The organism is Pseudoalteromonas simplex (assembly GCF_015278155.1).
GTDB classification, from domain to species: Bacteria; Pseudomonadota; Gammaproteobacteria; order Enterobacterales; family Alteromonadaceae; genus Pseudoalteromonas; species Pseudoalteromonas simplex.
On sequence record NZ_JADILN010000002.1, the window covers coordinates 467,036 to 485,987 of the forward strand.

The 18,952-nt window shown below is 42.1% G+C and carries 16 protein-coding genes; 4 read left to right on the top strand and 12 right to left on the bottom strand.

Annotated elements, in window-relative coordinates; genetic code table 11:
• The first annotated feature begins 87 nt into the window (after positions 1–87).
• A complete protein-coding gene (locus IRQ78_RS05940; protein ID WP_166339406.1) occupies positions 88–2,460 on the top strand; it encodes an EAL domain-containing protein in 2,373 nt (790 codons plus the stop codon).
• A gap of 58 nt (positions 2,461–2,518) precedes the next feature.
• Here IRQ78_RS05940 and IRQ78_RS05945 read toward each other — a convergent pair whose 3' ends face one another.
• Positions 2,519–4,798, bottom strand: coding sequence for an acyl-CoA dehydrogenase (locus IRQ78_RS05945; protein ID WP_138601660.1), 2,280 nt, complete (start codon positions 4,796–4,798; stop codon positions 2,519–2,521).
• Positions 4,799–4,966: 168 nt separating this feature from the next.
• Between IRQ78_RS05945 and IRQ78_RS05950 the strand changes: the two genes are divergently transcribed.
• A complete protein-coding gene (locus IRQ78_RS05950; RefSeq protein WP_194441598.1) occupies positions 4,967–6,817 on the top strand; it encodes a M2 family metallopeptidase in 1,851 nt (616 codons plus the stop codon).
• A 57-nt stretch (positions 6,818–6,874) separates the two neighbouring features.
• Here the strand turns inward: IRQ78_RS05950 and IRQ78_RS05955 are convergent, their stop codons facing one another.
• The 11 genes from IRQ78_RS05955 to IRQ78_RS06005 form a co-directional block, all read right to left on the bottom strand.
• Positions 6,875–7,663, bottom strand: coding sequence for a putative porin (locus tag IRQ78_RS05955; RefSeq protein ID WP_054551566.1), 789 nt, complete (start codon positions 7,661–7,663; stop codon positions 6,875–6,877).
• A gap of 220 nt (positions 7,664–7,883) precedes the next feature.
• The gene (locus IRQ78_RS05960) at positions 7,884–8,258 is read right to left on the bottom strand and encodes a PH domain-containing protein (protein WP_054551567.1); all 375 of its coding nucleotides are present in this window, start codon (positions 8,256–8,258) and stop codon (positions 7,884–7,886) included.
• Positions 8,259–8,260: 2 nt separating this feature from the next.
• A complete protein-coding gene (locus tag IRQ78_RS05965; protein WP_054551568.1) occupies positions 8,261–9,169 on the bottom strand; it encodes an ABC transporter ATP-binding protein in 909 nt (302 codons plus the stop codon).
• On the bottom strand, positions 9,166–9,984 hold the full coding sequence (locus IRQ78_RS05970; RefSeq protein WP_054551569.1) for an ABC transporter permease: 819 nt from the start codon (positions 9,982–9,984) through the stop codon (positions 9,166–9,168). Before IRQ78_RS05970 ends, IRQ78_RS05965 begins: the two co-directional genes overlap by 4 nt.
• 115 nt (positions 9,985–10,099) lie before the next feature.
• Positions 10,100–11,278, bottom strand: coding sequence for a cystathionine beta-lyase (locus IRQ78_RS05975; protein WP_194441599.1), 1,179 nt, complete (start codon positions 11,276–11,278; stop codon positions 10,100–10,102).
• Between the two features lie 19 nt (positions 11,279–11,297).
• Complete coding sequence (nudC, locus tag IRQ78_RS05980; protein WP_138601666.1) at positions 11,298–12,215, bottom strand: NAD(+) diphosphatase; 918 nt, start codon at positions 12,213–12,215, stop codon at positions 11,298–11,300.
• Positions 12,216–12,329: 114 nt separating this feature from the next.
• Positions 12,330–13,124 carry a glucosamine-6-phosphate deaminase gene (gene nagB, locus IRQ78_RS05985; protein WP_194441600.1) on the bottom strand — a complete coding sequence of 265 codons (795 nt, stop codon included), beginning with the start codon at positions 13,122–13,124 and terminating at the stop codon, positions 12,330–12,332.
• Positions 13,125–13,334: 210 nt separating this feature from the next.
• Positions 13,335–14,465: a transmembrane glucosamine N-acetyltransferase NagX gene (nagX, locus tag IRQ78_RS05990; RefSeq protein ID WP_166339410.1), complete on the bottom strand. Its 1,131-nt coding sequence runs from the start codon at positions 14,463–14,465 to the stop codon at positions 13,335–13,337.
• Positions 14,466–14,528: 63 nt separating this feature from the next.
• A complete protein-coding gene (nagA, locus tag IRQ78_RS05995) occupies positions 14,529–15,641 on the bottom strand; it encodes an N-acetylglucosamine-6-phosphate deacetylase (protein ID WP_194441601.1) in 1,113 nt (370 codons plus the stop codon).
• Positions 15,641–16,555 (bottom strand): N-acetylglucosamine kinase, encoded by a 915-nt coding sequence (gene nagK, locus IRQ78_RS06000; protein ID WP_175079057.1) that lies wholly within the window; start codon positions 16,553–16,555, stop codon positions 15,641–15,643. Before nagK ends, nagA begins: the two co-directional genes overlap by 1 nt.
• A 370-nt stretch (positions 16,556–16,925) precedes the next feature.
• Positions 16,926–17,420 (bottom strand): LabA-like NYN domain-containing protein, encoded by a 495-nt coding sequence (locus tag IRQ78_RS06005; RefSeq protein ID WP_194441602.1) that lies wholly within the window; start codon positions 17,418–17,420, stop codon positions 16,926–16,928.
• Between the two features lie 155 nt (positions 17,421–17,575).
• On the opposite strand from IRQ78_RS06005, the gene IRQ78_RS06010 reads away from it, so the two are divergent.
• Positions 17,576–18,190, top strand: coding sequence for a hypothetical protein (locus IRQ78_RS06010; RefSeq protein ID WP_194441603.1), 615 nt, complete (start codon positions 17,576–17,578; stop codon positions 18,188–18,190).
• Positions 18,187–18,939 carry a DUF3307 domain-containing protein gene (locus tag IRQ78_RS06015; RefSeq protein ID WP_194441604.1) on the top strand — a complete coding sequence of 251 codons (753 nt, stop codon included), beginning with the start codon at positions 18,187–18,189 and terminating at the stop codon, positions 18,937–18,939. Before IRQ78_RS06010 ends, IRQ78_RS06015 begins: the two co-directional genes overlap by 4 nt.
• Positions 18,940–18,952 lie beyond the last annotated feature (13 nt).

The window sequence follows — 18,952 nt, forward strand, 5'->3', positions numbered from 1 at the left end:
ACGTTTTTTTTGAAAATAACTTTGTGGATAGTTTGATAGTAGGTTAACGTAATAAATTAATACAACATTTTGGTTACCTTTTATTCTATGCCTAAGAGTTTAGACACGGCTTTTGCACTTGAAGTCAAAACAGACCAATTACATATTATTAATCAGTTCTCATCATCTCTAATGCAGTTAGATACAGTTGAAGAGTTACTCGAATATGTTACATCAGAGGTAGTGAGCCGCCTGGGCTTTATAGAGTGTGTCATTTACCTAGCAGACGATAAAACACGTACCCTAAAAGAAATGGCGTCTATTGGCACGGCAAGTAGCCATGATACTTACCATATCGACCGAACAGAAATTAGCTTTGATCAAGGTATTACGGGTTATGTCGCAAGCACTGGCAAACCCTTAATGATTGGCGATGTCAGTCAAGACCCGCGTTATATTGCCGATTCTCGCCCTGCTCTTTCTGAGCTTTGCGTACCATTAGTTTACAAAGAAAAAGTACTGGGTGTCATTGACTGTGAGCACCCGCAAAAACATTACTACAATGATACGCATTTAGAGATTTTATCAACTGTCGCCCACTTACTCAGTGCCAAGATAAATCAAGTTCGCACCGTAGAAGACTTACAGCAAACTGTGATGCAGTTAAATGATGCACAAAAGCTAGAACGCTCGATGCTGCAAATCGCTAACTTAACCTATCAATCAAGCGAGCTAGATAGCTTCTTTGAATCTTTACACGGCATTATTACCTCTTTACTGAGGGCTGATAACTTCTTTATTGGCCTGTATGACAAGCAACTCGATGTGCTTGATTTAGTTTATATTATCGAAGAAGGCGTGCGTTCTAACGCCCATAAGAAAATATCGAAAGAACAACTAAAAGACACCGCATCTTATTATTTATTAAACATCGACCAATCTTTACTTTTTACGAAAGAAGAATTTCAACAACACATTGATGCGGGTCATTTTAAAATGGTTGGTCGTCAGGCCGAGTCTTGGCTAGGGGTGCCATTTAAAGTAAATGAGCGTATTAGTGGTGTTATCGCCGTACAAAGTTACAGTAAAAGCTATCACTATGACGAACATGACCGTGCCTTACTCACGTATGTGAGCCGCCAAATTAGCATGGCGATAGACCGCCAATTATCAAGACAAGAGCTTGAGCACCGAGCTCTTCACGACGAATTAACCGGCCTTGCTAACCGCTCGTTATTAATAGAGCGTATTAAACATGCGATCCTTCGTTTGGCAAGAGCAGATAAGCGCCACCAACATGCCCTGCTCTATCTAGACTTTGACCGTTTTAAAAGTATCAATGATTCATTAGGTCATGAGGTTGGTGACCACTTTTTGGTAAAAATCTGTGAGTTAATCTTAGGTACCATCCGCAATACCGATACCTTTGCCCGCTTAGGGGGCGATGAGTTTGCCATTTTTATGGAGAACATCACCGATAAACAACAAATTAAAGATGCCCTTGAACGAATTCAACAGGTTCTCGCTGAGCCTCTTGATATTGATGGCCACTTACTTCAGGCATCCACAAGTATTGGTGTTGCGTTTTGTGAAAGTAGTCGCGATCAAGCTTATAAGCTACTACAGCATGCTGATGCTGCAATGTACGAGGCGAAGTCATCAGGCCGCGGTAAAGTTAAGTTTTTTAACAATACCATGCGTAAAAAGCTTAAAAACCATGCGGATATAGAAAATGATTTACAGCATGGTATTGAACATGACGACTTTGAACTTTACTACCAGCCAATTTTTGCTATTCAAGATGCACAGGTTGTCGGCTTTGAGGCGCTTGTGCGCTGGCATCACCCAAGTAAAGGCTTTGTTTCGCCAAATGATTTTATACCCGTTGCAGAAGACACAGGCCAAATTATTAACTTAGATTTACACTTGCTTGAACTCGCGGCAAAGCAAATAGCACTGTGGGCAAGTAAAGGTAAAGCGTTTGGCCGAATTACCGTGAATGTGTCATCACGTCATTTTGCAAGTCTCGACTTCGTCGCGCAAATCCATGCTTTGTACTCTAAATACAAACTCCCTTTAGGCTCGCTGTGCTTAGAAATCACTGAATCTGGGCTAATTGGTAATTTAGAGCTAGCAACAAAAATCATTAAGGGCCTTGAGCCTCTTGAAGTTAAACTGTGCTTAGATGATTTTGGTACTGGCTACTCAGCGCTTGGTTATTTACACCAATTACCTATCCATATTTTAAAAATCGATAAAAGCTTTATCGATCATTTAAATAAAGCACACAACCCCTTGGTGGATGCCATATTATCGTTAGCACAGTCGTTAAAACTCGATGTTGTTGCGGAAGGGATTGAAACAGAAAAACAATTGGCAATCTTAAAACAAACGCAATGTAAGTTTGGTCAAGGCTTCTTAAAAGCGAAACCAATGCCAGCCAGCGAAGCAGAAAAAGTCATCACTCACGGATTGGTATAAGCTAGTATAAAAAAGCCTTGCAAATGCAAGGCTTTATTTATTTCAACTTGGCAAGAAGTTACAGCTCTCCGGGGGCGAAATTATCAACGGCTATCGCTTGTTTACGTAGCTCATTGGCTTGATTCATACGCTCTGCAACGGTTTCGTTTATCAAGTTTTTCTCTGCCGCTGCGGCAATTGCACCCTCAAGTTCAAGGTTTTTGGCAATAGTGCCTTCTTTTTGCCATTTACGAAGCTGCTTAAAGTCTTCATGGGTGTCAATCATGGCTAAAAAGGCATTTTCCATGACACCCGTGCCTGCATTTTCATCAACATAACAAAGATGGGTTAATCTGTCTCTAAAGACCCCTGGTTTGCTCATGTGCTCACACATTGTTTGTGCTAACTCATCGCTTGGACGGTGGTAATGATTACCCAGAGGGAACACAATACGTTTTAGTAAAAAATTAACCACTGGGTTAGAGAAGTTTTTAAAGAAGCCATCGAATGCTTGACCAATGCAGAATAACGAATGCTCAACGGCATATTGCACAAATGGTAGGTCAGCTTGCTGGCGTCCTTCATCTTCGTAGCGTTTCAATACACATGAAGCAAGATATAAGTGGCTAAGCACATCACCTAGACGCGCCGAAATCATCTCTTTGCGCTTTAACTCACCACCTAATACTAGCATCGCAACATCAGTACAAAATGCTAAACCACGACTCATGCGGCTCAACTGTTTGTAGTAAACAGTGGTTGCGCCACACACAGGAGCTTTAGCGAAGTAACTGCGCGTTAAACCGTGCACAAATGCCATACCAGCATTACTGCCAGCAAATAAAATATGTTGCAGCAGTAATGAGTCAAATTCTTTTAAAGCAACATCTTGGTCTTCCATTGCTGCTGCTTCCATTTCTTTTAAAACAAATGGATGACAACGAGTGGCACCTTGACCAAATATCATCAAGTTACGAGTCAGAATATTTGCACCTTCAACGGTAATCGATACCGGGATCCCCATATAGCCATGGGCTAAATAGTTATTCGGCCCGACTTGAATACCTTTACCTGAATGAATGTCCATCGCGTCGTTCATAACTGTACGGCCCATTTCAGTCATATGGTACTTAGCTATAGCGGTAACCACAGATGGACTTAGTTTTAAATCAATCGCCCCTGCGGTCATTAGCCTCGCTGATTCTAAGGTGTAAGTTAAACCACCAATGCGAGCGAGTGCTTCTTGAACACCTTCAAATTGGCCAATCGACACACCAAATTGTTGGCGAACGGTTGCATAGGCTGATGTCATTCTTGAAGCCAAGTGACCTGTTGCCGTACTAAGTGCCGGTAACGAAATACCGCGGCCCGCACTTAAACATTCAACTAACATGCGCCAACCTCTACCTGCGCCCTTTTCGCCACCGATGATCCAATCAAGCGGAATAAACACATCTTTACCGTACGTTGTGCCATTCATAAATGCCATGTTTAACGGGTAATGACGCTCACCTGTTTGCACACCTTCGTGATCTGTCGGAATAAGTGCACACGTGATACCAAGCTCTTTTTTATCACCCAATAAACCTTCAGGATCGTACATTTTAAATGCAAGACCCAGTACGGTGGCGATTGGCGCAAGAGTGATATAACGTTTTGACCAGTTAAGTTTTAAGCCAATCACTTCTTCACCGTTATGCATGCCCTTACAAACCACCCCAGTATCAGGAATACTGCCTGCATCAGACCCAGCCTCAGGGCCCGTTAATGCAAAACAAGGCACATCATCGCCCTTAGCTAGGCTTGGCAACCAACGCTCTTGTTGCTCTTTGGTACCGTAATGAAGAAGTAATTCGCCAGGACCTAAGCTATTGGGGACCATAACGGTGACCGCAGCGGTTAAGCTCTTAGTGGCAATTTTCGATACAATGGTTGAATTAGCAATGGCTGAAAACTCTCGGCCACCAAATTCTTCAGGAATGATTAGTGCAAAAAATCCTTCTTTTTTTAGGTAGTCCCACACTTCTTTTGGTAGGTCTTTATCTTTTTGCACGATTTGATAATCATCAAGCATGGCTAGCAAAGTTTCGACTTGCTCACCCATAAATGCGCGCTCTTTTTCGCTGAGTTCAGGTTTAGGAAAACGATGCAGTTTTTGCCAATCTGGGTTACCACTGAATAGTTCACCATCCCACCAAACATCACCCGCTTCCATAGCTTCACGTTCTGTTTGCGATAATGGCGGCAAAACTTTTTTAAATAGTCTAAACGTAGGTCGTGTGACAAGATTGATGCGAATGTCTTTCACCGCAAAAATTACAATCACAGCAACCAGTAACAGAATGATTACGGTCGTCATTGTGCAATCCTTTTATTTTAATTAACTGCTTCAAGTATGACTGATCGTGCCATAAATACAACGTAAGCAGCGCTTACTTAGCTTGTTTTCAACTAGGCAGTTTGTTGTTTACTAAGACACTGCTATTATGCATGGGCAATAAATAACAATAAACTTCTAGGGAACGTTATGAAAAAGACTCCATTTAAGCTCAGCATGAGCGCACTTATGGTCGCAAGTGCACTAGCACTTACTGGCTGTAATGATGACGCTGCGAGCACTAAAACAACGAATGCTGAAGTCAAAACAAGCCAAGTTACCGCACAAGATGCCGATAAATTTATCGCCGCTACTGAAAAAGAATTAAGCGCGCTTTATTTAGAAGCAAGCCGTGCTGAATGGATTTATGCCAACTTTATCACCCATGATACTGCTGAACTATCTGCTGAAGTAAATCGCAAAATGACAGAAGCTGTGGTTCGCCTTGCTAATGAAGCTGCAAAATTCGATAGTTTAGAGCTTGATTACGATGCACGTCGTAAACTCGATAAACTTAAACTAGCGCTCACCTTACCTGCGCCACAAGATGCTGAAAAAACAGCTAAGCTCTCACAATTAGTGGCTGAGCTAGGGGGTATTTATGGTAAAGGTAAATACTGTAAAGAAGATGGTAGCTGTTTAAGCCTTGGCGAGATGACTGCTAAAATGGCAACGAGCCGTGATTACAATGAATTGCTTGATTTATGGCAAGGTTGGCGTCAAGTTTCAAAACCTATGCGCCCGCTTTATGAGCAACAAGTTGCACTCACCAATGAAGGTGCAAAAGAGCTAGGTTATGCAGATACAGGTGCTATGTGGCGTAGTAAATACGACATGCCAGCCGATGATTTTGCAAAAGAACTCGACCGCATTTGGGGCCAAGTTAAACCGCTTTATGATTCATTACATTGTCATGTTCGTGCCAAGCTAGGTGAAAAATATGGCGAAGATAAAGTACCACAAGACCAGCCTATCCCTGCACACCTACTAGGTAATATGTGGGCCCAAACGTGGGGTAACATTTACGATGTTGTTGCACCAGAAAATGCCGATCCTGGTTATGACGTAACAGAACTATTAGCTGAGCACGATTACGACGAACTTAAAATGGTACGTGGTGCTGAGAAGTTCTTCACCTCAATGGGTTTTGCGCCATTGCCAGATACCTTCTATGAGCGCTCGCTATTCACTAAACCGCAAGACCGTGACGTACAATGTCATGCATCTGCATGGAATATTGATAGCAAAGACGACCTACGTATTAAGATGTGTATTCAACGCACAGGTGAAGAATTCTCTGTTATTCACCATGAACTAGGGCATAACTTCTACCAACGCGCCTACAACACACAGCCTATTTATTATCAAGAAAGTGCGAACGATGGTTTCCACGAAGCGATTGGTGACACCATTGCACTTTCTGTAACGCCAGGTTATTTAAAAGAAATTGGTTTATTAGACGACGTGCCTGATGAATCTAAAGATATCGGCCTGTTAATGAAAATGGCATTAGACAAAGTAGCATTTATCCCATTTGGTTTATTAGTAGACCAATGGCGCTGGAAAGTTTTCTCAGGTGAAGTAACGCCAGAGAACTACAACAAAGCGTGGTGGGAATTACGTGAAAAATACCAAGGTGTACAAGCGCCTATCGCACGTAGCGAAGCAGACTTCGATCCAGGTGCTAAGTATCACGTACCAGGCAACACGCCTTACACACGTTATTTCTTAGCGCACATTTTACAATTCGACTTCCACAGAAGTTTATGTGAAATTGCCGGTAACGAAGAAGCGATTCACCGTTGTTCTGTATACAACTCTGCTGAGGCTGGTGAAAAACTAAATGCTATGTTAGAAATGGGCTCAAGCCGCCCATGGCAAGAAGCACTTGCGACAATCACTGGTAAAGAAGAAATGGATGCAACAGCAATCTTAGATTACTTTGCACCGTTACAAAAATACCTTGATGAGCAAAATGAAGGCCGCCAGTGCGGTTGGTAATGATAAAAACGAAAAAGCCCGCATAATGCGGGCTTTTTTATATCATCAAATTAATGATTAAAACTGTAAGCTTAGGTTTGCAAAGTATGCATCGTAGTCTGAGTCATCCCAGTTGTTTGCATAACCAGCTTTTAAGCCAACGTTTTTATTAAAGAAGTGCTGAGCACCAAAGCTGTAGTCATCTTCTTTATTAAACGTTACAAATACTGATGTTGCTTTAGAGAAGTAGTAGTTAGAACCTAGTTCCCAAGAGCTACCACTATCATCAGTATCAGCAATTGTACCTTCAATCGTTAGGTAATTACCTTGTTGAAGATCCATAAAGTATTTAGCGCTAACCGCACGATAATCAAACTCGTCGTCTGCAGTGAACGTGAAACCTAAGTAATCAGTGCTGTTAATTTGATGATTGTACTTAAGGTCGAACATTACATAGTTATCACCATCTTCAACGTCAGTGAAAGTCGCTTTTAGAAGAAGGTTAGGGTTAAAGAAGTAACCCGCAGACACATTGAATAAATCAGTGTCTGAACCGTAATCGTAATTGCTGTAACCCGCACCGATTACAAAATCTTGTACGAAGTACTCACCGCCGATGTTAGTCACATCACCAAAGTCATCATCTGCGTACGAACCAAACACGTTAGTTGTTCTGTTGATGTATTCAAACTGGTCGTATGGACCCATCGTTTTCTTTGGTGCGAAGTAATAAGTTGAATCAACACTTACAGTGTCGTTGCCATCGGTGTCCTTGTATCCTAAATGGCTGATTGATTGGTAACTATCCGCAGCAGTCGCGGCAGTTGACAGAAGCATACTCGAAATAATAACTGCTAACTTTTTCATAAACAGATTTCCCTATTAACATTGTTTCATTGCTGTTGAAAACTAGCCTGATGGCTAAGTTGGGCACATGCTAACGTCAGAAAACTGAATGGAAACTTAACTAAGCGTTTGTTTTTACTTGATTAATTGTAATAAAGTGTCGGTAAATGTAAAGAAAAAGTTGGCCGAAACTTTCATCTTTTAGCCAACTTTTAATAAAAAAACAAGATTTGTCAGTACTTTATAAAGCAAATTGACTTATAATTCTATAAACCTCATTAATGTTATCTCCTGCTTTAAAGTCTTTACTGATTGGCGTTGGATCTGAACCAACCCAAATTTTCAGTTCAGCATCTAGGTCAAAATGCCCGGCACTTTCTTTACTAAACTTAGTAATTTTTGAGTAAGCAATACTCAGCATTTCAACTTTAGAACCGGTAACACCTTGTTTATCTATGATAATTAATCTTTTATTAGTAAAGATGAACATATCACGAATAACTTTATAGGCTTTTTGAACTGTTTCACCATCAATCAATGTATTAGCAAGCAGCTCTTCTAAGTCGTCGTTATCGACTTCACTTGCATTACCCATTAATCCACTTAATAGACCCATAACTAGCTCTCCTTATGAAAAATTTGATTTTCGAGTGTGTGACCATTTACCAGTTGACGATACTGCCAACCTTGCTGATAACAAAATTGTAGAAGATTGATGTCAAAAGGCTCAGCGGTTTTCTCAAACTCGATCACATATTCTTTTGCTTGGCTCATATAAACATGATGTACATGGGCAAGGCCAGCAAGCTTTGCTTCTACATCATCATAGTGTTGATTTAACTGCAACGTAATAAAGTGTTTATTATCTTGCGTGCTAGAACGGGCTTGATGCTCACTTAACACCCCTTTATCGAGGTGTAAAACTTGTGAGCATAAACGCTCAAGCTCAGTTAAGTCATGGGAGCTTAAAATAAATGTTGCTTCGTTACTTAAAGAACTTACCAGCTCCCTTACCTCACGAGCATGAATTGGATCAAGGCCTGCAGTTGCTTCATCAAGCATCACTATTTCAGGTGAGCCAATTAATGCCTGTGCAATCGTCACTCGCTTACGCATACCATGAGAAAGATCATCTGGTCGTTGCTTAGCCACTTCTGATAAACCAACCAACTCTAAGACGCGAGCCGTTTCTTTTTTACGAACCGCACCACTGAGCCCTTGTAATTGGCCATAAAAGTTAAGTTGATGCGCAATACTAAAACGAGGATCAAGCTGGGCATCTTGCGGTAACGCGGTTAGCTTACCAAATAACGCCGCACTGCCTGGGGTATACCCCATTACCGATAGCTTTCCTGAGCTAGGTAAAATATAGCCACATAACAAACTGAATAACGTTGTTTTACCTGCACCATTAGGACCAACTAGCGCTACCGGTGCCCCTTTGTTTATCTCAAAGCTAACGTTATCGAGCGCTCGCTTAGCCCCGTAGTTTTTTGACAAGCCTTGTGCTTGAATTAAAACGGTCATAATGAGCTCCTTGCAAAAATTCGTTCACCAGCAACCAGTAGCACTGCCGTTTGTAAAAGTGGTAAACCAAGAGCCAGTGTCACACCTGCACGTTGACCTGCCATTAAATCAAGTTGATAGCCCGGAAATATGTAATTTAAAACCTCAAATGCAGGCCATTGCCATGTTAGTAAGCCAATCACAATATTACCGCCAGCAAAAAACAAAATAGCCAAAACAAACGCAAGACGCGATGAACGGGCAAATGTATTTAAAAAGCTCATCAAGGCAATAAATGGCATAACTGCAACAAGCAAATAAAATAACAACATAAAGCTTCGCGATAAGCCAGAAAGCAGTAAACTTGGCTCACGATAGCCAAGCATTGCAACCGTTGCCATCAAGGTAACAAACAACAATGCTGCTAAAATGAGTAGCTGTCCTAAAAAGCGGCCAATAATAATTTCTGAACGAGTCGCTCTTAACGATAAAAAGCGTAACGTACCTCGCTGTCTGTCGCCCACTGTTTGGTCACTACATAAAAACAAACAAAAGCTTGGGAAACTAAATAAAGCAATCAGCCAATAAACGGCAAGTTCAGATTCAGGCCAATCAAGTAATTTACTGATGCCAATGGCGCCAAATGCTTGCCTTGCAAAGTCGGCAAAATCAGGTGAGCTAATCAAGGTCACAGATTGGGCAATGGGATAGCGTAAAATTAGTAGCCAACAAATGGCAAAAGCGGCAACCGCCAACAAACCACGTTTGGTCAGAAATAGTCGTACCAGCTCAAATTGGGCAATTTGTGCAAGGCGTTTAGGATGTAACTGCGTCACTCATAATCCTTAATGAATTTTATTATTAGAATTACACTAAGTTGAAACAGCTTGAATTACCAGAAAAAAAAGACCCGACAAGCGGGTCTTATGTAACAAAGTATAAACTTTTAACCTAGAGGTGGCTTTCGTACACTGCAAGCGCTTGGTCAAGATCGGCTAGTAAATCAGCCACATCTTCAAGACCAATGTGTAGCCTTATTACCGGGCCTTGTGACCAACCTGTTTCAGAGCGAAGCCCTTTCATGCTCAGGTTTGCCGTGACCAAGCTCTCATAGCCGCCCCAAGAAAAGCCCATTTTAAAATGGTGCAGGCTATCTAAAAACGCATCAATTGCTTGTTGATTACCCTGCTTCATTACAAATGAAAATAAGCCGTTGCTGCCATCAAAGTCTCGTTTAAAGAACTCATGACCCGGGCACGTTGCAAAAGCGGGATGGCGAATATGATCAACCAATGGGTGTGTTTCAAGCCATTTAGCCACTTCGATGGCGGCTTGTTCATGCTGTTTTAAACGCACAGCCATAGTACGCAGACCACGTAGCGCTAAATAAGCATCATCAGCAGAGGTGCATTGCCCTAGTAGGTATGAATTTTCTCGAAGGGTTGGCCAATACTTTTTATTAGCGACCGCCACACCCATCATCACATCAGAGTGACCAACGATGTATTTTGTCGCTGCTTGAATACTAATATCAACGCCATGCTCAAGCGGTCTAAAATGCAGACCATTACCCCAGGTGTTATCTAGCATGGTCATTACACCGCGCTCATTAGCCTTAGCAACCATGGCTGGCACATCTTGCACTTCCATAGTGATTGAGCCAGGAGATTCTAAAAACAATACGCGAGTGTTATCTTTAATAAGCTCACTAATTCCTGCGCCAATTCCCGGTGGGTAATAGGTTGTTTCAATACCTAATCCAGCCAGTATTTTGTCGCAAAAATCACGGGTTGGCTCGTAAGCGGTATCCACCATTAAAATATGATCGCCCGTTTTTACAAACGATAGCAGCGCATTGCTTATTGCAGCCGCACCTGATGGATATAGCGCACAGCCTTCGCCGCCTTCAAGTTCAGCAATTGCTTCTTGCAAAGCAAAGTGTGTCGTCGTACCGCGACGGCCATAAAATAACGTTTTGTCGCCTCGCTTCTTCGCCGCTGCTTTTAAATCAGCCACTGAATCGAATACCACTGTTGATGCACGTTGCACCACAGGGTTCACAACCCCTTGTGTATATGCTTTTTTACGCCCTGCAGAGACGATTTGGGTATGTTTATTTGTCTTTGTCATAATTTGTCCAAGCTGTGCTTTACAGGTTGCGCCAGTGCTCAACCAAAAATCGAGAAATAGAATCTTGTCTGGTTAGTTTAAGATGGCTACCCTGCTCATGCCATTGGCCAAATTCATTAAGTTCAGCACGGCTAAACCATCTTGCATCGTCTAACTCGTCTTTATCTACCTGAATATCTTCTGAAACCGCTGTGGCCATAAAGCCAAACATGATTGATGATGGAAATGGCCAAGGCTGTGACGCGATATATTGAATATCTGTCACCGCAACACCGGCTTCTTCCATGACTTCGCGGGCAACGGCCTGCTCTAGTGTTTCACCTGGGTCAACAAAACCAGCAAGAGTTGAAAAAACACCGTCAGGCCAGCTTGCTTGACGGCCTAGTAAGCAGCGCTCAACTCCATCTGAAAAGGTTTTAGTCACGATCATAATCACCGCAGGATCGGTTCGCGGAAAAGTTTGATGCTGGCAAGTTTGGTTCTCACATAAACGTGAATGCCCTGCTTCAACCATGTTATTTTCATGACCACAACGACCACAAAAACGGTGCGTTGCGTGCCAAAAACACAAGCCCCTTGCCAGTGCGGCAATCGAGCCTTGTTTTAGCTCAACTTGTGGGCCTAACTTGCGAATATCAACAAATTCAGCGCCATTAAGCATAGGCTCAATGAGTGAGTCTGGAACATGGCTGACATCTAAAGCAAAATGCGCCACATCATCGTCGTCTAAACCCAATAAAATGCCTTTTGATAAATCGAGATGATCCACTTGAGATAAGCGTAAATAACACACTTCAGGACTGTCTTTAACAAATAAACTTTGATTGTTATTGACCAATAACCAGCGACTCTGAGAATTCATTTGAGCCTTTAACCACTTTGGATCTTTACGGCGATTTGATGCACGATCCAATGGCATTTGAGAGTAATTCAGCATGGCGTTCCTTGAAAATAGTTTACTCGCTAAAACTACCATAAGCGGATAATAAACCCAATTTATTACAGGCATAAAAAAAGCCCAAACTGGGCTTTTTTATTCTCTCTCACAATTTTACAAGGTCGCTAGATGCGCTTGTAGTTTTTGGTTCTCAGCTTCAATATGCTGATAGAACTCTAAATCTTCTAATTTACTCGCGGCAGCTTTATCAATGATGATCACCACATCTTTATGAAGTTGCAGTGCTGAAGCTGGGCATTTAGCCATTAACGGGCCTTCTACCATGGCATGAACGGCATCCGCTTTACTTGCACCCGTTGCTAAAAGCACAACTTTTTTGGCTTCTAAAATAGTGCCAATGCCCATAGTGATTGATAAATGCGGTTGATATTCGCCTTCTGCAAAAAATCGTGCATTGTCTTCAATCGTCGCTTTCGTCAGTGTTTTTACACGGGTGCGTGATGTCAAACCTGATGAAGGTTCGTTAAAACCGATGTGACCATTACGGCCAATACCAAGTAGTTGTACGTCAACACCACCAGCCGCTGTGATTTTTTGCTCATATTCAGTACAAGCAACAAGCGGATTTACTGCATCACCCGGCGGTACATGGGTGTTTTGTTTGTCGATATCAACATGGTTAAACAGCTGCTCATTCATAAAGTAACGGTAACTTTGAGGATGCTCGCCAGTTAAACCTAAGTATTCGTCTAAGTTAAATGTTGTCGCTTGGCTAAACGAAATATCGCCAGCTTTATTTTTTTCGATCAGTTGTTGGTACAAAGCAACAGGTGTTGAACCTGTGGCAAGACCGAGTACCGAGGCTGGTTTTTTTAGTAATTGTTTAGCAAAGATGTTGGCACCATACGCTGCAACTTGGGCTGCATCATCAAGAATCACTATTTGCATATCGATTAGCTCTAATTATAAGTTGGAAAAAAATGGGACCTAAAACCCAACCCCACGTGCAATCGAGCTGGGTTTTAGATCAAACCACTGCCAGGATACGATGCAGTAGCTACAACCATTATGACAACGCTGTCATTATCACTTCTAGTTTTATCTTTGTAAAGTAAAAGTGAATAAAAAATTACTCTTTCTGTTAGTGTTTAATAATTATCAAACACTAACAAAGATCTTACGGCGATACATCCAATGCAATACCAGCATTTGTACTGCTAATAACGCAATGACCGCCATCAGGGGTTGCCATGCCGCTGGCACAGCTCGAACCACCCCACCAAATACGCTTTGGCTTACATAACCCCAATTCACTAGACTTGACGCTAAATAAATAATAATCGAGTTTGCACCTATGATCACAAATGGATACGCAGCGCGTTGCCCCGGTAAAATATCAACCAGTGCATAAAATACGGCGAGCAATATGGCACTCCAGCCAACGGTCACAAGCACAAATGAGCTGGTCCAAAGTTCTTTATTTACTGGGAACTGTAAATCCCATAACCAGCCTAAGCATACACTTACCACACCTGCGGCGAACAATAAGGCGGTCATTTTCCACTCGCCAATTTGCTGAGCACGTGCCACTAATTGACCTGCAAACACGCCCATTAATGCATTAACTATCGCAGGGATATTCGACAACACACCTTCTGGGTCTACTACACGGTTTTGATAACTAATCCCCGGCAGTAAGTGTGCATCAAACCATGCATTCCAACTCCCTGCTGCTGAAAGGTCACCAGCACTGCCACCCGGCACTGGAACAAAACAAAGTAGTAACCAATAACCCACTAAAATAGCCGCAGCGGTAATAATTTGTGTTCGTAAACCAGTATGCCAAACCAACATTGCACAGAAGAACCACGCAATAGCGATGCGGCCAAGCACACTGGCATAGCGAATTTCATCTAACGCCATCGGCATCCCTGTGCCCCAGCCGTGGTTATACAAAATACCCAATAAACACAATAGTAAAAGACGTTTACCCGCCTTACGGTAATACACTTTGCGCTCATCAAACGGTAAATGGTCAATGCGTTTCGGGGCTAACCCCATCGCAACACCCGATAAGAATATAAACAATGGGAAAATCAGATCGTAAAATGTGAAGCCATGCCAAACGCTGTGCACTGTGTGTGCTTCAAAAACTTTCCAGCCAGTCCAGCCAGTTAAAACGAAGAGCGCTGCGAATAGTGACTGTCCGCCTAATATCCAAAACATATCCATGCCGCGCAGTGCATCCAGCGATGCCAAACGTTTTCTTGTTGGTTGTGTTGTTGTCATTGTATTACCTTAAATAGAAAAAGCCCCGCGATACAACGGCGGGGTTTTTACCAGGGAAGCTTGTTATAGCGCTTTTCCAGCAATAAAGGTGGCTTGTACATTTTGCTGTGCGTCTAACACCACAAAGTCAGCGTCAAACCCGTTCAGTAAGCGACCTTTTTTATGTAAACCTAAATATTGTGCAGGATAAAGTGATGCCATACGTAAGCTCTCAGCAAGGCTAACATCCAATGTGTTCACTGTGTTGCGCACCGCACTTGCCATATCAAGTACGCTGCCTGCTAATTCACCGGTCGTTGAATTTAATCTATCGCCAGTACGAATAACTTTACGGCCATCAAAGAAATCAAACTCCATATCATCAGTCCCCACAGGTGGCATTGCATCTGTGACTAACATAATTTTTCCGCGCTGTTTGCTGCGAATTGCTAATTTAGCTGATGATGGGTGTACATGGTGACCATCAACAATTAAACCGCACCAGCTGTTATCATCCCAAAGTGCAGCACCCACAACACCAGGCTCTCGCGATGTAAATGCTGACATAGCATTAAATAAGTGGGTAAAACCATCTGCCCCTGCAGCAAGTGCTGCATTTGTGGTCGCAAAGTCTGCATTGGTGTGGCCAATTGATACTTTTACACCACACTCAACCAAGCGCGCGATATCATCAGCACTGACATTCTCAGGTGCTAAGGTAACCATTTTAATGCCTAAGTCTTGGCGGGCATAAATTGCAAATTCTTGCTCTGTAATAGGGCGAATAAATTGCTCGCTGTGGGTGCCTTTTTTCGGCAATGAAAGGTGCGGTCCTTCGAAGTGCACACCCATTACGCCCGGAACACCTTCAGCAATTGCTTGTGCAGTGGCATCGGCCGCTTTTGCCATGACTTCGACTTGGTCAGTGATCAGCGTTGGCATAATCGCTGTTGAACCAAACTGACCGTGTGCTTTGGCTATTCTATCTAAGCAATCTGGCGTTTGTTCAGCGTTAAAAAACGCCCCGCCACCGCCATTCACTTGCACATCAATAAAACCGGGGGCCACTAACCCCGTTAATGCAACGGCATTAGCATCTGCTTCAACACGGTTAAATACACCATTATCGACGCTAAAATATACATCAGATAAAAATTCCTCACCGGTAAACAATGAACTTGCATGATAAATCGTCATTACAAACTTACCTCTTGGTTTTGTTCAAGCACAGATTGCTGAGCAAAATACACAGCGCCCATTTCCGGTGGTTGAATAGGAGATTCAACGCGTTTCGCAATATCTTCTGCAAGCCATTTATTTAATGGCTCAGCTAAACCGCCAATCATAGATAAACGTGGCGGGTTATTCTCTAATAAACGCTGCGCTAATTTACTGACGTAATCAGCACCCTCTTTAACAATCGAAACCGCAACTTTGTCATTGTTATTGGCCGCCTCAAATACATAGCGGGCTAATTTGGCAAAACTACTCGAAGGCTGACCAGACATTTTTTCAACAATCGCCATCGCATTGTCAGCTGCAAAATGCTCGGTGATCACGTTAGTCAGATTTGTTGATTCGCCTAGGCCATCAAGGTCTAATAAGGTCGCTTTTATTGCTTCAAGACCCATCCAGGCACCACTACCTTTATCTCCTAGAGCAAAGCCATGACCGCCAAAGTTAGTTGTGCGACCATTTACGCAAGAAAAACCACAAGAGCCAGTGCCTGTGATGATCACCGCGCCATCACTCCCTTCATGGGCGCCGATACAGGCTGTATGTAAGTCAGTGGTGAGGAACATTTGTTTAAATGGATGCTCCCATTCCATAATCTTGTCGTACAAACTTGGTAGGTTTACGCCTGCTAAACCTAAGCCGGCATAAAGCTGATGAACGGTTTCAAGCGGTAAACCCGCATCACGAAGTGCTAATTGTGTTGAGACCATAATTGATTCGAGAGTACGTTCCAAACCATGTAATGGATTTGCAGGACCACCTAGGCCAGTTCCTAATACACCTTGTTTAACAGAGTAGATAGTTGCTCGACATTTCGTTCCGCCACCATCGATACCAATAAACAATTGGTCCTCATTCACACTCTTCGCCATCATTTAACGACCCCTAGCCTTCGTTTAGTTTTTGTCTAAATCGCATTATTTTTCTTATCAGAATGCGAAATCATCTCAACCTTTGTTGATTTAATGTTACACAACAAATGACAGCGTTGTCATTATATTTTTTATAAAAATTCGTATAACTTTCATATTTATTTTTAATTTATTGAATTAAAACGCTTTATTTAACAGACAAGAAAATTAGAAACCACATCAACAATGTCCTATAACACCTATATTTATGCTTTTTTGCATAATTTAGTGCGTTGTGCGTGACTATTCCTTTATTTATCATCAAGTGTAGCTAATGTTAGCTTAGCTGAAATAATACTTTAGTTAAACATTTTATTTTTATAGGAATATTTTTTTACCTTGATAGTAGCAATGAATCATCAATACAATGAAATTCAGCAGCGGCTTGCTTTAAGATATCAGCGGTGAGGTACTCTGCCCCATAGACATCACACGGTAGCTGATACTTATTTGCTAAGTGACCAAGTAATAATGCAAAATCACCATCACCGGAAAGTAATACCATTTTATCGAGCTGCTTGGCATGTTCTAGCATGTCAATGGTAATGCCAACATCCCAATCCCCTTTCGCACTGCCATCTTTGCGCTGAATAAAAGGTTTCAGTTTTACCTCAAAGCCAATTGCGCGCAAAATATTTTGAAACTGCGATTGCTTTTCATCGCCACGATATATTGCATACGCAATGGCGCAATCGATTTGGTAGCGTTCGCTCATTTGTGCCCAAAAGGCATTATAGTCAAAATTTTTCTTGTAGCTTTCTCTACAGGTGTAATAAATGTTTTGTACATCTACAAAGATACCGATTTTTGGCTTATCAACTGCTGACATAGTTTTCTGTTCTTTAGTGATTTGTGTTCACTGTAGCATATCTAGGTTGATATTTACGAAAAAGTAACCTAAATTGGTTACATAAAACAAAGTAACCAAATTTGGTTACTTATCGCGATGTAACTAAATTAAGTTACTTAATCTAAGGGATCATAATGATTGCGGTGATCAGCGGTGATTTAATTAAATCACAAAAAATTCCACAGCAAGAATACGACGCCATGCTTTATCAGCTTGATCAAAGCTTGCGCTTTGTTGCTAAGCGCTTTAATGCAAGCTTTACCATTTACCGTGGCGATGCATTACAAATACAGCTAACGGAGCCAGAACTGGTATGTCATGCAGCCATCTTGTTGTATTTGCAAATGAAAGCAGCCAATTACGAGCTGCGACAAAGCTTGGCCATTGGCTCACTCGATAACCCCCGCGCCGATATTAAAACAGCCACAGGCAGTGCTTATACCTTATCAGGCCGTGGTTTAGATAACATGAGCCAGCAACGCTTAGTGTTAAATATTGAAAATAACACCCTTGAAGAAGGCTTTGCGCTTAATATTGCGCTTATTGAAGTCCTGCTTGAAAAAATGAGTCAAAAGCAGGCTAATGCCCTGTTTTATTACTTAACCGCCGAGAACAACAGCCATGCAGAGCTTGCCAAAGAGCTTAATACGAGCCGAGAGAATGTCACTAAGTTACTCAACCTAGCCCATTATCAACTTATCGAGCGCTTTATAAATTACAGCCAAACCACACTCAAAGGATTGTTATGACCAGTTTTGCTCTATTACTCACCGCATTAGTATTGGGCCACTTACTTGCAGACTTTTATTGGCAGCCAATGAGCTGGGTACACGACAGAAACAACCGTCACTTTCGTGCCAGTAAACTCTATTTGCACGTATTAACACACGGCGTGACCTCTTTAGCTGTGCTCACACTATGGGAATACACTTACGGCTGGCAAGAGTTCTCTCGTGTATTGTTAGCAGCTGGTGCGATTATGCTAAGCCACTATGTCATTGACTTAGCAAAGTCGTATTCAAATAAAGGCGTAGTGCCGTTTTTACTCGATCAGTTGGCACATCTTGTTGTGATTGTAATACTGAGCGTTTGGCTTAGTGATAAGAATGAATTTTATAGCTTAGCGTGGCAAAAGCTGATTGCCCTCGATACCTTGTATGTTATTGCAGCTTATTTGTTGGTGCTCAACCCAAGCTCTGTGTTTATTCGCATGATGCTGGAGAAAATCAATATTCAGATAAACAATGAAGGCAGCATTCCTGCTGCGGGGCATTTTATAGGCTTACTCGAGCGAGTGTTGATGTTGAGCTTTATCTTGCTAGGTGAATACGGCGGTGTGGGCTTTCTGCTAGCGGCCAAGTCTATCTTTCGATTTGGTGATTTAAAAGAAAGTAGCGAAAAACAACTCACTGAATATGTCATGCTGGGCACTTTATTAAGTGTCACCGTGACACTCTTTATTGGTGTCGCTACCTTATATTGCATTAAACTCGTTTAATCGCTTAGAAAAA